This window comes from Enterobacter cloacae complex sp. IR5412, from assembly GCF_049237385.1.
GTDB lineage: Bacteria > Pseudomonadota > Gammaproteobacteria > Enterobacterales > Enterobacteriaceae > Enterobacter > Enterobacter intestinihominis.
The window spans coordinates 56,033-70,646 of sequence record NZ_JBMKHQ010000016.1; the positions used below are offsets into that span (position 1 = coordinate 56,033).

Consider the following 14,614-nt stretch of genomic DNA (forward strand, 5'->3'; position numbering starts at 1 on the left):
TGATGGGCTTCGAGAGCAAAACCCCGTACACCAGCGATGCCGCGATGGCGGCGAACATCACCAACGAAGGCGGTGCCGAAGGCCGCTACCGGGTGCTGAAGAACATCATGGGGCTGTGGCTGCTCCAGCGGGTGCTGAAAGAGCAGGCCATCACCGACCTGCCCGCACTTATCGCGGAAACCGAAACGCTGAAGGCCTGCACCTTCCTGATCAACCCGAACGACGATCGCTTTATCAACCCGGTGCACATGAGCGCCGAAATCCAGGCCGCCTGTTTTGAAGCGGGGCAGCCGGTACCTTCCCGCCCCGCCGAGCTGGCACGCTGCATTTTTGACAGCCTCGCCCTGCTGTATGCCGACATCCTGAGCGAGCTGGCTGACCTTCGCGGCAAACCGTTCACACAACTGCATATCGTGGGCGGCGGCTGCCAGAACCAGCTGCTGAACCAGCTCTGCGCGGATGCCTGCGGCATTACCGTGGTGGCAGGTCCGATTGAAGCCTCCACGCTCGGCAATATCGGCATTCAGCTGATGACCCTGGACGAACTTTCAAACGTCGACGATTTCCGTTCGGTGGTGACGGCGAATAACAGCCTGACCACCTTCACCCCCCATCCCTGCCATGAAATTGCCCGCTACCGGGCGCAGTTTCAGCAAAAACGACTGACTAAGGAGCTTTGCGCATGACCACTCAACTTGAACAAGCCTGGGATCTGGCTAAACAGCGTTTCGCCGCCGTCGGCGTGGATGTCGAAGAGGCGCTGCGCCAGCTCGACCGTCTGCCCGTCTCCATGCACTGCTGGCAGGGTGATGACGTCGCCGGTTTCGAGAACCCGGGCGGTTCCCTGACGGGGGGTATTCAGGCCACGGGTAACTACCCGGGCAAAGCGCGCAACGCCACCGAACTGCGTGCGGATCTGGAGCTGGCGCTGAGCCTGATCCCCGGGCCAAAGCGCCTGAACCTGCACGCCATTTATCTCGAATCCGACGAGCCGGTCGCGCGTAACGAAATCAAACCGGAACACTTTAAGAACTGGGTGGAGTGGGCGAAGGCCAACCGGCTGGGTCTGGATTTTAACCCGTCCTGCTTCTCGCACCCGCTGAGCGCGGACGGGTTTACCCTTGCGCACGCCAACGACGAAATCCGCCAATTCTGGATCGACCATGTCAAAGCCAGCCGCCGCGTCTCGGCGTATTTCGGCGAGCAGCTTGGCACGCCATCGGTAATGAATATCTGGATCCCGGACGGCATGAAGGACATCACCGTAGACCGACTGGCCCCGCGTCAGCGTCTGCTGGCCGCGCTGGATGAAGCTATCAGCGAAAAACTGGACCCGGCGCACCACATCGACGCCGTCGAGAGCAAGCTGTTCGGCATTGGCGCAGAGAGCTACACCGTGGGCTCAAACGAGTTCTACATGGGTTACGCCACCAGCCGCCAGACCGCGCTGTGCCTGGATGCCGGCCACTTCCACCCAACCGAGGTGATCTCCGACAAAATTTCCGCCGCCATGCTCTACGTGCCGCGTCTGCTGCTGCACGTCAGCCGCCCGGTTCGCTGGGACAGCGACCACGTGGTGCTGCTGGATGACGAAACCCAGGCCATTGCCAGCGAAATCATCCGCCACGACCTCTTTGACCGCGTACACATTGGCCTCGACTTCTTCGACGCCTCCATCAACCGCATCGCGGCGTGGGTTATCGGCACCCGCAACATGAAGAAAGCCCTGCTGCGCGCGCTGCTGGAGCCTGTCGCCGCCCTGAAACAGCTGGAAGGAAACGGCGACTACACCGCGCGCCTGGCGCTGCTGGAAGAGCAGAAATCCCTGCCGTGGCAGGCGGTATGGGAGATGTACTGCCAGCGTCACGATGCGCCTGCGGGCAGCCAGTGGCTGGACAACGTGCGGGCATATGAGGAAGACGTGTTGAGTCAGCGCGGGTAACTGCCCCCTCACCCCTGCCCTCTCCCCAAAGGGGAGAGGGAGCAAACCATCCCCTCTCCCCTTTGGGGAGAGGGTTAGGGTGAGGGGTTCAACCTCACCGCGATAACTGGAAATGAAAACTATGCAGACCATCACCACTTCCTGGTTCGTCCAGGGCATGATCAAAGCCACCTCTGACGCCTGGCTCAAAGGCTGGGATGAGCGCAACGGCGGCAACCTGACGCTACGCCTGGACGACGCGGATATCGAGCCATTTGCCGCCGATTTCCACCAGAAGCCGCGCTATATCGCCCTGAGCCAGCCGATGCCGCTGCTCGCCAACACGCCGTTTATCGTCACCGGTTCCGGGAAGTTCTTCCGCAACGTCCAGCTCGACCCGCAGGCCAACCTTGGCGTGGTGAAAGTGGACAGCGACGGTGCGGGCTACCACATTCTCTGGGGTCTGACGGACGACGCGGTACCGACATCCGAACTCCCGGCACACTTCCTCTCCCACTGCGAGCGCATCAAGGCGACCAATGGCAAGGACCGCGTAATCATGCACTGCCACGCCACCAACCTGATCGCCCTGACCTACGTGCTGGAAAATAATTCTGATTTCTTCACCCGCAAACTGTGGGAAGGCAGTACCGAGTGTCTGGTGGTGTTCCCGGACGGCGTCGGCATTCTGCCGTGGATGGTGCCGGGCACCGACGAAATCGGTCAGGCAACCGCAGCGGACATGCAGAAGCACTCACTGGTGCTGTGGCCGTTCCACGGCGTCTTCGGCAGCGGCCCGACGCTGGATGAAACCTTCGGCCTGATCGACACCGCCGAGAAATCCGCGGAAGTGCTGGTGAAGGTCTATTCCATGGGCGGCATGAAGCAGACCATCACCCGGGAAGAGCTGATCGCCCTGGGCAAACGCTTTGGCGTCACCCCCATGCAGTCGGCGTTAGATCTGTACCAATAACAACATCGCGCCCCGCTCATTGAGACGGGGCGAAAACCACCTGCAATCCCTACAACTAACTCAAGTCAGTGGAGTAAAAGCAATGAAAATAAAAGCAAGCTTGATCCTCACCGTTGCCGCTCTGGCGTTGTCCGGTTCCGCTTTAGCAGAAGTGAAAATCGCCCTGGTGGCGAAGTCCTTAGGAAATGGATTCTTCGAGGCAGCGAACGTCGGCGCGCAGGAGGCGGCCAAAGAGTTAGGCGATGTAAAAGTGATTTATACCGGCCCGACCACCACCACGGCGGAAGCGCAGATCGAGGTGCTGAACGGGTTGATCGCCCAGGGCGTGGATGCGATCGCGATTTCCGCGAACGATCCGGACGCCGTCGTGCCGGTGCTGAAAAAAGCGATGCAGCGCGGCATTAAGGTTGTGTCGTGGGACTCCGGGGTGGCGAAAGCCGGACGCCAGATCCACCTCAACCCGTCCAATAATGCCCTGATTGGCGAAACCAACGTGAAGCTCGCCGCCGACGCGCTGAAAGCGCTGAACGTGGAGAAGGGCGACGTGGCGGTGCTGAGCGCCACGCCAACCTCCACCAACCAGAATACCTGGATTGCGGAGATGAAAAAGGTGCTGCCGAAGTACCCGTCCGTCAATCTGGTGACCGTGGCCTACGGAGACGATCTCTCTGACAAAAGCTACCGCGAAGCGGTCGGCTTGCTGAAAACCTACCCCGAACTGAAAGTGATTGTTTCGCCATCGTCCGTGGGCATTGTGGCCGCTGCGCAGGCGGTGAAGGACCAGGGCAAGATTGGCAAAGTGTACGTCACCGGTTTAGGCCTGCCGTCCGAGATGGCGGGCGCGGTGAAGTCCGGCGCGAGCAAGAGCTTTGCCATCTGGAACCCGATCGACCTCGGCTATGCGGCAACCTACCTGGCGGATGACCTGGTGAAAGGCACGGCCACGAAAGGCGAGGCCAGCATGGGCAGACTGGGCAAAGTGAAGCTGGATGCTGACGGCAACGGCGCGATGGCCGAGCCGTTCGTCTACGATGCCAGCAATATTGATAAGTTCTCGAAAATCTTTTGATGCAATTTGTAGGCCGGATAAGCGTAGCGCCATCCGGCAAAAGGCGGGTGGCGCTGCCGCTTACCCGCCCTACAAATTCCTCTGTCCAGGAGAACTATCATGACCCCATTGCTACAGCTTTCTGGCATCACCAAGGTGTTCCCCGGCGTGCGTGCTCTTGAGAACGTGCAGCTTGCGCTGTGGCCCGGCAAAGTGACGGCGCTTATAGGCGAAAACGGCGCGGGCAAGTCGACGCTGGTCAAAGTGATGACCGGCATTTACCAGCCCGACGAGGGCGAAATTCTCTATAAAGCGATCCCCGTTCATCTCCCGACGCCGGAGTCGGCGCATAAAATGGGCATCACCGCCATTCACCAGGAAACCGTGCTGTTTGATGAACTCTCGGTCACCGAGAATATTTTTGTCGGTCAGTACCTTCACAAAGGCTTCCTGAAAAAGCTCGACTGGCCGGAAATGCACCGCCGGGCGCAGGCTATTCTCGCCCGCCTTGAGGTGCAAATCGACCCGCGCGCAACGCTGAAAACCCTGAGCATCGCCCAGCGTCACATGGTGGCGATTGCCCGCGCGCTGTCGTTTGAGGCGCAGGTGGTGATCCTCGATGAACCCACGGCGGCGCTGTCACAGCATGAAATCCTCGAGTTTTACCAGATTGTGGAGCGCTTAAAGCAGGAGGGAAAAGCCATCCTGTTTATTTCCCACAAGTTCGACGAGATTTTTGAGCTGGCCGATCACTACACTATTTTGCGCGACGGCGCGTTCGTCGGCGCAGGTGCAATAAATGAGATCACCGAGGAGCGGATGGTATCGATGATGGTCGGGCGCGCCATTACCCAAACTTTCCCTAAAATCGACTGCGAAAAAGGCGAGACGGTGCTGGAGGTGAAAAACCTCTGCCATCCGACCGAGTTTGCGCATATCTCGTTCTCCCTGCGTAAAGGAGAAATCCTCGGCTTTTACGGGCTGGTGGGGGCCGGGCGTACCGAGCTGATGCAGGCGCTTTCCGGCGTCACGCGGCCATCGTCCGGGGAAATTATCCTCAACGGACAGCCCCGGCGCTTCCGCCAGCCTGCGGATGCGATCAAAGCCGGTATCGTCTGCGTGCCGGAAGAAAGACAGAAACAGGGGGCGATTATCGCCCTGCCGATTGCCCAGAACATCAGCCTGCCTCAGCTCAGCAAGCTCAATCCGAACGGTGTGCTGCATGACGACCGTGAATGGAAGCTGGCGGACGAGTACGCCAAACGCCTGCAAGTGAAAGCCTTCAGCTGGAAGCAGGCGGTGGAGACCCTCTCTGGCGGCAACCAGCAAAAGGTCGTGATCGGCAAATGGCTGGCGACGCACCCTGACGTGATTATCCTCGATGAGCCGACAAAAGGCATCGATATCGGCTCAAAAGCAGCCGTGCATCAGTTTATGTCCGAGCTGGTCAGTCAGGGGCTGGCGGTAATTATGGTCTCGTCCGAACTGCCGGAAGTGATGGGCATGGCGGATCGCATTATCGTCATGCACGAGGGGCTGATGGTGGCCGAGTACCAGGCGGGAGACGCGACGGCGGAAACCATCGTCAGCGCCGCCAGCGGTGCAAAACAGGAGGCGGCATAATGCTTAGCTCACTCTTAAAACACCGCGAAGCCCTGCTGGGCGCGGTGATTATCCTGATGATCGTCGCCATTGGTAGCCGCGTGCCATCGTTTATCGCGCCGGGCAACCTGGTGGAGATGTTTAACGACACCGCCATTCTGATCGTCCTCGCGCTCGGGCAGATGATGGTGCTGCTCACGAAAGGCATCGACCTGTCGATGGCGGCCAATCTGGCCCTGACCGGGATGATTGTCGCCCTGATTAATTTCCATTACCCGGACGTGCCCGTCTGGGCGCTGCTGATCCTTGCCAGCGTGCTTGGGCTGCTGATGGGCGCGATAAACGGCCTGCTGGTGTGGAAGCTGGGCATTCCGGCGATTGTGGTAACGCTCGGCACTATGAGCATCTACCGCGGAATGATCTTTTTGCTCTCCGGCGGCGGCTGGGTGAACTCAAACCAGATGGGTACAGATTTCCTCGGCCTGCCACGTGCGTCAGTGCTGGGCTTGCCGGTGCTGAGCTGGTGCGCCATCGCCGCGCTGCTGCTGGTGGGCTACTTCCTGCGCTACAGCCGCACCGGACGAGCGCTCTACACCGCAGGCGGTAATGCCACGGCAGCGTACTACACCGGGATCAACGCCGGAAAAATGCAGTTCATTAGCTTCTGCCTTTCCGGTCTGCTGGCCGGGTTCTGCGGCTACCTGTGGATATCGCGCTTTGCCGTTGCGTATGTTGACGTCGCTAACGGTTTTGAATTGCAGGTGGTGGCAGCCTGTGTGATTGGGGGGATCAGCACCATGGGCGGCACCGGGCGCGTGCTCGGCTGTCTGTTTGGCGCACTGTTCCTCGGGGTGATTAACAACGCCCTGCCGGTGATCGGCGTCTCCCCGTTCTGGCAGATGGCGATTTCCGGCACGGTAATTGTGATAGCAGTGCTGCTGAACGAGCGCGGCAATAAACGTAAAGGCCGATTGATACTGCGCGATGCGGCGCTGGCACGTCAGAAACTGGCGGTGAAATCATGAGCAAAATGATGACATCTGAAGCAATCAAACCCACTTCTGCGCCGGGCATCTTCCAGCGTCTGCTGTGCTGGGAGGGGTTCCTGCTGGCGGTGACGCTGGCGGTGTTTGTGGTGAACGCGCTCGCCTCACCCTACTTCCTCAATATCTGGAACCTCTCCGACGCGACGTTCAACTTCACCGAAAAAGCGATCATCGTGTTGCCGATGGCGATGCTGATTATCGCCAGGGAAATTGACCTGTCGGTAGCCTCCACCATCGCGCTCAGCTCCACGGTGATGGGCTTTTGCGCGGCGGCGGGCGTCGATACGCCGCTGCTGGTCTGCGTCGGATTAGGCGTCGGGCTACTGTGCGGGCTGTTCAACGGCATTCTGGTGACGCGCTTTAACCTGTCGTCCATCGTCATCACCATCGGCACCATGAGCCTGTACCGCGGGATCACCTACATTCTGCTCGGGGACCAGGCGCTGAACAGCTACCCTGAGAGCTTCGCCTGGTTCGGCCAGGGCTACGTCTGGGGCGCGCTGTCGTTTGAGTTTGCGCTGTTTATCGTGCTGGCCGCTCTGTTTGCCTTTGTGCTGCACCGCACCAACTTTGGCCGCCGCACCTACGCCATCGGCAACAACCCGACCGGCGCGTGGTACTCCGGCATCAACGTGAAGCGCCACAACCTGATCCTCTTCGCGCTGGTTGGGCTGATGTCCGGCCTGGCGTCGGTGCTGCTTACCTCGCGTCTGGGCAGCACCCGCCCGACCATCGCGATGGGCTGGGAGCTGGCGGTGGTGACGATGGCGGTGCTCGGCGGCGTCAATATTCTCGGTGGGTCCGGCAGCATGGTGGGCGTGATTATCGCCGCCTTCCTGATGGGGCTGGTGACCTTCGGCCTGAGCCTGCTCAACGTGCCCGGCATTGTGATGTCGGTGATTATCGGCGCGATGCTAATCGTGGTGATTTCGCTGCCGATTATTACCCGCCGGATGATGCAGCGAAGACGGAATTAAATTGCCCCTCACCCCTGCCCTCTCCCCTGAGGGGAGAGGGTGAAAAGCCGCACCAAGCAGTCCCCTCTCCCCTCCGGGGAGAGGGTTAGGGTGAGGGGAACGGATTACCTCAAAAGCATATTAAGGAGAATTATCATGAGCTTTATGTTGGCACTCCCCAAAATCAGCCTGCACGGCGCGGGCGCGATCGGCGATATGGTCAATCTGGTGGCAAACAAGCAGTGGGGAAAAGCGCTGATTGTCACCGACGGCCAGCTGGTGAAGCTGGGCCTGCTCGACAGTTTGTTTTCCGCGCTCGACGCCCATCAGATGTCGTATCACCTGTTCGATGAAGTATTCCCGAATCCGACGGAAGCGCTGGTGCAAAAAGGCTATGCGGCATATCAGGATGCAGAGTGTGATTACCTGATTGCCTTTGGCGGCGGCAGCCCGATTGATACCGCCAAGGCAATCAAAATCCTCACCGCCAACCCCGGTCCGTCAACCGATTATTCCGGCGTCGGCAAGGTGAAAAACGCGGGCGTGCCGCTGGTGGCGATCAACACCACCGCAGGCACGGCAGCGGAGATGACCAGCAACGCGGTGATCATCGACTCCGCGCGGCAGGTGAAAGAGGTGATCATCGACCCGAACATCATCCCGGATATCGCCGTGGACGATGCCAGCGTGATGCTCGATATTCCGGCCTCCGTGACCGCCGCAACCGGCATGGACGCGCTAACCCACGCCATTGAAGCTTACGTCTCCGTGGGCGCGCACCCACTGACCGATGCCAACGCGCTGGAAGCCATTCGTCTGATCAACCTCTGGCTGCCGAAAGCGGTCGACGACGGTCACAACCTGGAAGCGCGCGAGAAGATGGCCTTTGGGCAGTATCTGGCGGGCATGGCGTTTAACAGCGCCGGGCTGGGGCTGGTGCATGCTCTGGCGCACCAGCCGGGCGCGACGCACAACCTGCCGCACGGCGTGTGCAACGCCATCCTGCTGCCGATCATCGAAAACTTTAACCGCCCGAACGCGGTCGCCCGATTCGCCCGTGTGGCGCAGGCGATGGGCGTTGACACGCGCGGCATGAGCGATGAAGCGGCCAGCATGTCAGCCATTCAGGCGATTCGCGATCTAAGTGCCCGGGTCGGCATTCCGTCCGGATTTAGCCAGCTCGGCGTCACCAAAGCCGATATTGAAGGCTGGCTGGATAAAGCCCTCGCTGACCCGTGCGCGCCGTGCAACCCGCGCACCGCCAGCCGCGATGAGGTCCGCGAGCTGTACCTGGAGGCATTATGATCCGCAAAGCGTTTGTGATGCAGGTAAACCCGGATGCGCACGAGGAGTATGCGCGCCGCCACAACCCGATCTGGCCTGAGCTGGAAGCGGTGCTGAAAGCCCACGGCGCGCACCACTACGCCATTTACCTCGACAAAGCCCGCAACCTGCTGTTTGCGACAGTGGAGATTGAATCGGAAGAGCGCTGGAACGCGGTGGCAAACACCGACGTCTGCCAGCGCTGGTGGAAACATATGGCTGACGTTATGCCGTCTAACCCGGACAACAGCCCGGTGAGTGCGGAGCTGAACGAGGTGTTTTACCTGGACTGAGCCATGGCCCGGCATATTGTGTCGGGTCGCGTTATTTAACCGGCCAGTTATAAACAGCGCTATTACCGTTGTCGTCGATTAACTCCCCCTGCACCTGCCCGGAGAAGGGGGCATTGGCGGCAAAGGCGTAGCGCTTCTCCCCGAAGGGGGCAACCATCATGTCGGGTAGTTGTGTCACCGGATACAGCTTTTCGCCTGCCTTAAAGTTAATGCCCGCAAAAGAGACAAAGTAAGGCGAATCATTATGACAAACCAGCACAGAACCCTCGCGATGAAAGGTTAATCGCGCCCACGCGCTTTCTGGATTGTTGAGCGACGCCGGACGCCAGAATATTTTCATCTGTGTATTCATCGTCAGCACCATGCTTTGTTGTTGTGTGGCAACACTTCCGGTAGGCGGGATTTCATAGATGTTCAGCCAGAATGCCGATTCCCGGTCAGTGGGCATACGCGCTTTGTTGTGCATGATACGTAGCCCTTGTACTCCCTTAGGCTCCAGACGAAACAACGGCGGCACCGCAACAAACGGCGTTTTAACACTTCCCGGTTCGCGATTGATATCGCCATCATCCACCCAGGTTTGCACGACTACCGGCCACGGATTGGTATTCACCAGCATCAGACTCTGTTGCGCTTCGCCTTCATGAAAAATCACACGCGTTGCGGAGGCAATAATGCCCGCTGCGCAGGGCCAGGACACAAGCATCCATAGCAATAACAGAGAAATACGCATCATTGCACTTTCACCCAAACATACGCCCTGGCATCTACCTTACCGGCAGCGATCGCCTCGTCAGGTAAACGCACCAGTGAAGCATTAAAGTTAATCAGGTAGTCCTGGGTATTCCCTGATCCTGCAATTCGGGTTGCTCCTACATTGACGGGATACCAGCCACCGCTATTGCCCGTTGCGCAACTGGTGGTCGTACAGCGATCCCAACCGAGGAACTGGCGAACTATACCGTCGCTGGCATTAGCAATCTGTATCCCCACTCCCCTTGCCATACCGGTTTGTCCGTAATTCTCGGAAAGGAGATGGCTCACCCCGCCGCTGCTGTTGACTAGCCCAAGAGTTTGCGCGGCGAGAAAGCTTTCGTAAGGCACCTGTAACCCCAGCGCCGTCTGGTTTTGCGCCACACCGCCGACGGCTGTATTTTCACAACGAACCGTCACGCTGAAATTGGCTTGCGCCGCTTTGCCGCTTTCCAGCTCAGTTCGCGAAATAGAAGGGAACACGACCACAGGCGTGACGTTTTTCGCCACGCACGTAGCGATGGTGGTCAGCGTTGAGACAGGTGCCGTTCCCATGTTTAACGCCATCCAGTTATCGTAACCCCACCCGGTGTAACTGGTTGCCGAGTCTCCGGAATCACAGTAAGCATCGTTATTTTTACTGCCCGGCGAACAAAAACTGACGTAGCCATTGGGCTGATTACAGCTATAGCTGCCGCTACTCACCGGAGCGCCACACCAGGTTCCAGCTCCCGTGTTGGTGGGAACATCTGCGCTGAGACGAATCGCCTCGGCGCGAATGGGGCTAAAATCCTTGACCCGAATATAAATTTTTTTGCCATCGTCTGAGACCGCGTACCGGGTCATCGGTATCCGTTGATAATTTCGGGTAAACACAGTGCCTGAGTTAAGGTGCGTTAAACGCACCCCGACTTTTTTAAATAAGGTGCCGTAAACATTCGGATTACCGCTTGCCTGCCCCATATCCCAGTAGCCGCCGTAACGGTCATCTCCGTTAGTGGCAATGATTTCGAAGATGTTATTTTTATCGCTAATATCGCAGACCCACAAAATATTATCGGGGCTGCTATAGAGCGGATTATCAGAGAAGCGCACCACGCTACTAGCCAAAACTGTACCTTCCGGCTGAACGTCAATGCTGCTGACATTGATACGCCCCAGCGCAAGCCCTGTCCCCATTGCGTCCTCTTCGGTGTGCTCGAATTTTGGCCCTTTTTCGCACTGGGCAAACGCCGCCACGCTCATCAGGCAAAATGCCGCGACGACAAAACGTAGTCTGTTCATGATTTCCTCCCTGGTGGGCTTAACGGCAAGGCAACGTTAATACCCGTAACGGTTCCGACGGCTGCGTATTTTGCCAGGCTATCCGACAGCTTTCCTGCTGGGCCTCCCCCCACTTAATCCGCAATATGCCTTTCTCGTCGCTGGCGCGAAAATAGAGCTGACTCGCCTGCCCCATCATGCCAATGCTGTTGTCATACTCATCGTAAACGGCGGCCCCCATCGGGATAACCTCACCTTTCAGCCTCTGCGCAGTGATCAACATGGCCTGTCCCTGAAGCGTGGTGTAGCGCAGGCGAACCATCGCCCCGGCGAATGGCGCAACACGCTGAACCGATGTCTGGAGTTCCACATCGTCGGCCATGTCTTGCGGGTCCAGGCTGACAGTATTGAACTGATAAGGCACCAACGATGGTGCAAGCGCATAGCCAAACGCGTTCACCTGTGCCCCTTGCCCGCCGGATATCCGTGCGCCATCCGCACCGGGTGCTTCAATCAATGCGAAGGTGTCACCAAGATACGGTCCCGGCGTGATACCTCCACGATGCAATACCAGTGCCCCCTGTAACGATGCCGACGCCTGCCAGTAATCACTGGAGGAAGACCACGACGCGCCGCCGCTGGCCCAAGGGAAATTCTTCTGAAAATTTGCTCCCCAGACGGACTGCTCCCCGCGATCGTTTGTGGCGTAGTTGAGGCTGTAGCTCAGCGGATCGCGCTCACCCATCACCCCGCTAAGCGTCGACTGATAATCTCCGCCGTCATCATCACTATGGTTAGCGCTAATCGAAAGCATTGGCGAGTAGCGACTCTGCCCAAGCGGAATAGAAAACGATAATGACCACAGCGTTTGCGTTTTTGCCTGCCAGGCGTCGCTCCAGTCGACGGCGTTTCCCATGCCGTTTTGTGAAGATGGGGTGATTCGTCGGGTGCGCGCCGCCGTAAGGTTCACCGATATGCCGTAGGCAAATGCCTTACTCCAGCTGGCCTGAAGCTGCTTATCGCGGCTTTTCTGGTCGCGATAGTCCTGTGAAGAGAAGGAAAGATTAATATTACCCAACCAGTCCAGCGCCTGGCTGGCCGAAAGCTCAACCCTGGAGCGCTGCCGCCAGGTGGAGGATTGCCACTCCTCATTATGCGCAGCGCGTGAACCGAGCACATCGTACAGCTCAGCATAGCCGCCTGTAGAGTAGCGGTAGCCCGCCAACGCAACCGACGTCCCCGTCTGTGGAAAATGTTTACTGTAGTTGAGCCTGGACATCCAGCCGGTTTGGTAATCGTCGCTGTTCAGCCGTGCGCGCGAGAAAGTGCTGTCCATCCCCCATGCGCCCAGCGTGGAACTGTAAACGCCGCCGAGCATAAACGCCTGATAGCCGTTTGCCAGTTGATTGCCCGCATTGATAGTGAGCGCATTCGTTACCCCGTGCTGCCAGACAATTTCACTGAATTCGTCATTGTTGCCCACGTCCCGCACGCGCCCCACTGTCGCACTGTATTCCGAAAACCCCGCGCGCATGGATTCCGCCAGCGCGGAAAAGGGTACGTTAAACGTACTTTCATTCCCATCCGCTTCCGTGACAATGACGTTCAGATCGCCTGCGTAATTAGTGGGATAAAGATCGTCAATCGCAAACGCACCGGGCGCGACCGTGGTTTCATAGAGCGTGTTGTTGCCCTGGCGAATGGTCACTTTGGCGTTGGTTCGCGCAATCCCACGCACCACTGGCGCGTAGCCGCGCTGAGATTCCGGACGCATTCGGGTATCGGAGGTGAGCTGCACGCCGCGAAAGCTGATCCCGGAAAAAAATCTGCCGTCGGTGTAGCCTTCGCCAATCATCATTTCACTGCGCAGCGGCACAATCGCTCGCTGGACATAGCGCCGCGTTGTTGTCCAATGGCTGCCCAGATCGCTGTCATAGTTGAGCGCAGACTGCTGACGATAGCGCCACAGTCCCAGATTTAACCCGCCATTCAGGTTCAGGTAAGTGGAGTCTGTCGTGCCACCGCCATCCTGCTTTTGCGTGACGTGGTACTGGTTAGCCATGTAGTTGAGAAAGAGCATACTTTCTCCGGACTCCAGGCTCTCTTCACGTATTCCTCCTCGCGGCAGTTTATCCAGCAGGGTTTGTGGTACCGAAAAATCAACACGCATTTGCGACATCACGCTGCTCACCGTGATGCCGGAAAAAAGCGCATTGTCCGGACGATAGCAGCCTTCTCCAGGCTCTTCCGGCAACGATTTCAGCCCAATCTTTTTTAAGGTACCCCAGCTAAAACACGGCATTACGCGATGTTCCACGGCTGTAAATACGATGTCATCCCTCGCGGCCAGCGTACCGTTAACATATAGATCCAGTGTATAACTGCCGGGCTTGATCATTGAATCCTGGTTTAACTGTTCAATATCAACCTTATTCAGGCCAGACCCGCGAAGTAGCGACGCGTCAAAGACATACGCTTCTTGCGCTTGCACGAAAGAGGCGCTGATTAACGTCAGCGTCGAGACAAACAGACAACACCGGGGATACGCGCGATGTCGGAGCATAAAACCCTCCCTGCCCACTCTTTCCATGTCGACTTCTAGCGAGGCAGCGTGAAGGTGTGGCTCACCGCCGTGCCATAATCATTCATGGCGTAAACCGTGACAGATGTGGCCACCGGATCGGTTAAAACCCAGCGTGTGTCGCCAAATGGTGGAATCATCACCGATTGGCCAACCGCCGTAGATTTCTCACCTCGGGTTAACAGCGCGTTGCGCAGTGAAATATGCCATGGCGTAGGGTTTTGTAACGTCAGCATATTTCCTTTACGCTGCACCTGAAGTTGCGTCAGAGCCTGACTGGCGTCGCCGCGCAGACCGGGCGGGCGATAAAATACTTTGAGCCGGCTTTTTACAATCAATGCCAGGCGATTCTGTGCAAGATCGGACGATTTAATGGCGGGATATTGCAAATAATTAAACCAGAACACGGACTCGCGATCCTGTGGGAGCTGTTGGGTCTGCCCTGTAAATTTTAGCCGCAGCGCATGACCATTCAGCGCATTAATCCGAAATATTTGTGGCGTGACGATAAAAGGTGCATCCGCTGTGTCTGGCGTTGAGTCTGGGTTATTTTTATCCAGCCACACCTGCACCAGCATCGGTGTATCACCATTGTTAGAAAATTCTACAACCTTATCTTTTGCATCAGCAGAATAAATTATTCTATTACCTTTAAGAATAACACTGGAAGATGCTATGTTCGATATAAAAATAGAAGACAAAAATGCCATTACAGCAATAAAACAGCATTTATTAGTGTACAGCATATACACCTCCCTAATTAATAGGGAATAAATGGCGCTACGTTAAGTAGCGCCTAAAAGAGTTACAAATAGGTAATTGCGAACTGTGCTTGCGCTTCTACTGCTCCGGCCG

Annotated in this window: 13 protein-coding genes; 9 read left to right on the plus strand and 4 right to left on the minus strand. The window is 57.6% G+C overall.

Annotated elements, in window-relative coordinates; all coding sequences use genetic code 11:
- From ACOTX2_RS21350 to rhaM, 9 genes are all read left to right on the plus strand, one after another.
- Positions 1-686, plus strand: a 686-nt coding sequence (locus tag ACOTX2_RS21350; protein ID WP_421625973.1) for an FGGY-family carbohydrate kinase, incomplete at its 5' end; no start/stop codon positions are given.
- A complete protein-coding gene (gene rhaA / locus ACOTX2_RS21355) occupies positions 683-1,942 on the plus strand; it encodes an L-rhamnose isomerase (RefSeq protein WP_063148348.1) in 1,260 nt (419 codons plus the stop codon). The genes ACOTX2_RS21350 and rhaA, both read left to right, overlap by 4 nt.
- Before the next feature lie 121 nt (positions 1,943-2,063).
- Complete coding sequence (rhaD, locus tag ACOTX2_RS21360) at positions 2,064-2,894, plus strand: rhamnulose-1-phosphate aldolase (protein WP_063148347.1); 831 nt, start codon at positions 2,064-2,066, stop codon at positions 2,892-2,894.
- Positions 2,895-2,976: 82 nt separating this feature from the next.
- Positions 2,977-3,963, plus strand: a complete 987-nt coding sequence (gene rhaS / locus ACOTX2_RS21365; RefSeq protein ID WP_023298909.1) for a rhamnose ABC transporter substrate-binding protein — start codon at positions 2,977-2,979, stop codon at positions 3,961-3,963.
- A gap of 99 nt (positions 3,964-4,062) precedes the next feature.
- The gene (locus tag ACOTX2_RS21370) at positions 4,063-5,565 is read left to right on the plus strand and encodes a sugar ABC transporter ATP-binding protein (protein WP_063148346.1); all 1,503 of its coding nucleotides are present in this window, start codon (positions 4,063-4,065) and stop codon (positions 5,563-5,565) included.
- On the plus strand, positions 5,565-6,569 hold the full coding sequence (locus ACOTX2_RS21375) for an ABC transporter permease (RefSeq protein WP_023305096.1): 1,005 nt from the start codon (positions 5,565-5,567) through the stop codon (positions 6,567-6,569). Before ACOTX2_RS21370 ends, ACOTX2_RS21375 begins: the two co-directional genes overlap by 1 nt.
- On the plus strand, positions 6,566-7,567 hold the full coding sequence (locus tag ACOTX2_RS21380) for an ABC transporter permease (protein WP_038416935.1): 1,002 nt from the start codon (positions 6,566-6,568) through the stop codon (positions 7,565-7,567). Before ACOTX2_RS21375 ends, ACOTX2_RS21380 begins: the two co-directional genes overlap by 4 nt.
- 135 nt (positions 7,568-7,702) lie before the next feature.
- Positions 7,703-8,851 (plus strand): lactaldehyde reductase, encoded by a 1,149-nt coding sequence (gene fucO, locus ACOTX2_RS21385; protein WP_063148345.1) that lies wholly within the window; start codon positions 7,703-7,705, stop codon positions 8,849-8,851.
- On the plus strand, positions 8,848-9,162 hold the full coding sequence (gene rhaM / locus ACOTX2_RS21390; protein ID WP_022649824.1) for an L-rhamnose mutarotase: 315 nt from the start codon (positions 8,848-8,850) through the stop codon (positions 9,160-9,162). The genes fucO and rhaM overlap by 4 nt, the downstream gene beginning before the upstream one ends.
- Positions 9,163-9,193: 31 nt before the next feature.
- On the opposite strand, the gene ACOTX2_RS21395 is transcribed toward rhaM, so the two are convergent.
- Genes ACOTX2_RS21395 through ACOTX2_RS21410 form a run of 4 tightly spaced genes read right to left on the minus strand, consistent with a single transcriptional unit; the run spans position 9,194 to position 14,505 of the window.
- On the minus strand, positions 9,194-9,895 hold the full coding sequence (locus tag ACOTX2_RS21395; RefSeq protein ID WP_080298796.1) for a fimbrial biogenesis chaperone: 702 nt from the start codon (positions 9,893-9,895) through the stop codon (positions 9,194-9,196).
- Positions 9,895-11,199: a fimbrial protein gene (locus tag ACOTX2_RS21400; RefSeq protein WP_022649826.1), complete on the minus strand. Its 1,305-nt coding sequence runs from the start codon at positions 11,197-11,199 to the stop codon at positions 9,895-9,897. Before ACOTX2_RS21400 ends, ACOTX2_RS21395 begins: the two co-directional genes overlap by 1 nt.
- 19 nt (positions 11,200-11,218) lie before the next feature.
- Positions 11,219-13,741 (minus strand): fimbria/pilus outer membrane usher protein, encoded by a 2,523-nt coding sequence (locus tag ACOTX2_RS21405; RefSeq protein WP_051979836.1) that lies wholly within the window; start codon positions 13,739-13,741, stop codon positions 11,219-11,221.
- Between the two features lie 35 nt (positions 13,742-13,776).
- A complete protein-coding gene (locus tag ACOTX2_RS21410) occupies positions 13,777-14,505 on the minus strand; it encodes a fimbrial biogenesis chaperone (RefSeq protein ID WP_022649828.1) in 729 nt (242 codons plus the stop codon).
- Positions 14,506-14,614: the final 109 nt, after the last annotated feature.

Coding starts and splice junctions, on each gene's coding strand:
- ACOTX2_RS21410 (WP_022649828.1), bottom strand. CDS start 14,505: ATGCTGTACACTAATAAATGCTGTTTTATTGCTGTAATGGCATTTTTG.
- ACOTX2_RS21370 (WP_063148346.1), top strand. CDS start 4,063: ATGACCCCATTGCTACAGCTTTCTGGCATCACCAAGGTGTTCCCCGGC.
- rhaM (WP_022649824.1), top strand. CDS start 8,848: ATGATCCGCAAAGCGTTTGTGATGCAGGTAAACCCGGATGCGCACGAG.
- ACOTX2_RS21405 (WP_051979836.1), bottom strand. CDS start 13,741: ATGCTCCGACATCGCGCGTATCCCCGGTGTTGTCTGTTTGTCTCGACG.
- rhaS (WP_023298909.1), top strand. CDS start 2,977: ATGAAAATAAAAGCAAGCTTGATCCTCACCGTTGCCGCTCTGGCGTTG.
- ACOTX2_RS21375 (WP_023305096.1), top strand. CDS start 5,565: ATGCTTAGCTCACTCTTAAAACACCGCGAAGCCCTGCTGGGCGCGGTG.
- ACOTX2_RS21395 (WP_080298796.1), bottom strand. CDS start 9,895: ATGCGTATTTCTCTGTTATTGCTATGGATGCTTGTGTCCTGGCCCTGC.
- rhaD (WP_063148347.1), top strand. CDS start 2,064: ATGCAGACCATCACCACTTCCTGGTTCGTCCAGGGCATGATCAAAGCC.
- rhaA (WP_063148348.1), top strand. CDS start 683: ATGACCACTCAACTTGAACAAGCCTGGGATCTGGCTAAACAGCGTTTC.
- ACOTX2_RS21400 (WP_022649826.1), bottom strand. CDS start 11,199: ATGAACAGACTACGTTTTGTCGTCGCGGCATTTTGCCTGATGAGCGTG.
- ACOTX2_RS21380 (WP_038416935.1), top strand. CDS start 6,566: ATGAGCAAAATGATGACATCTGAAGCAATCAAACCCACTTCTGCGCCG.
- fucO (WP_063148345.1), top strand. CDS start 7,703: ATGAGCTTTATGTTGGCACTCCCCAAAATCAGCCTGCACGGCGCGGGC.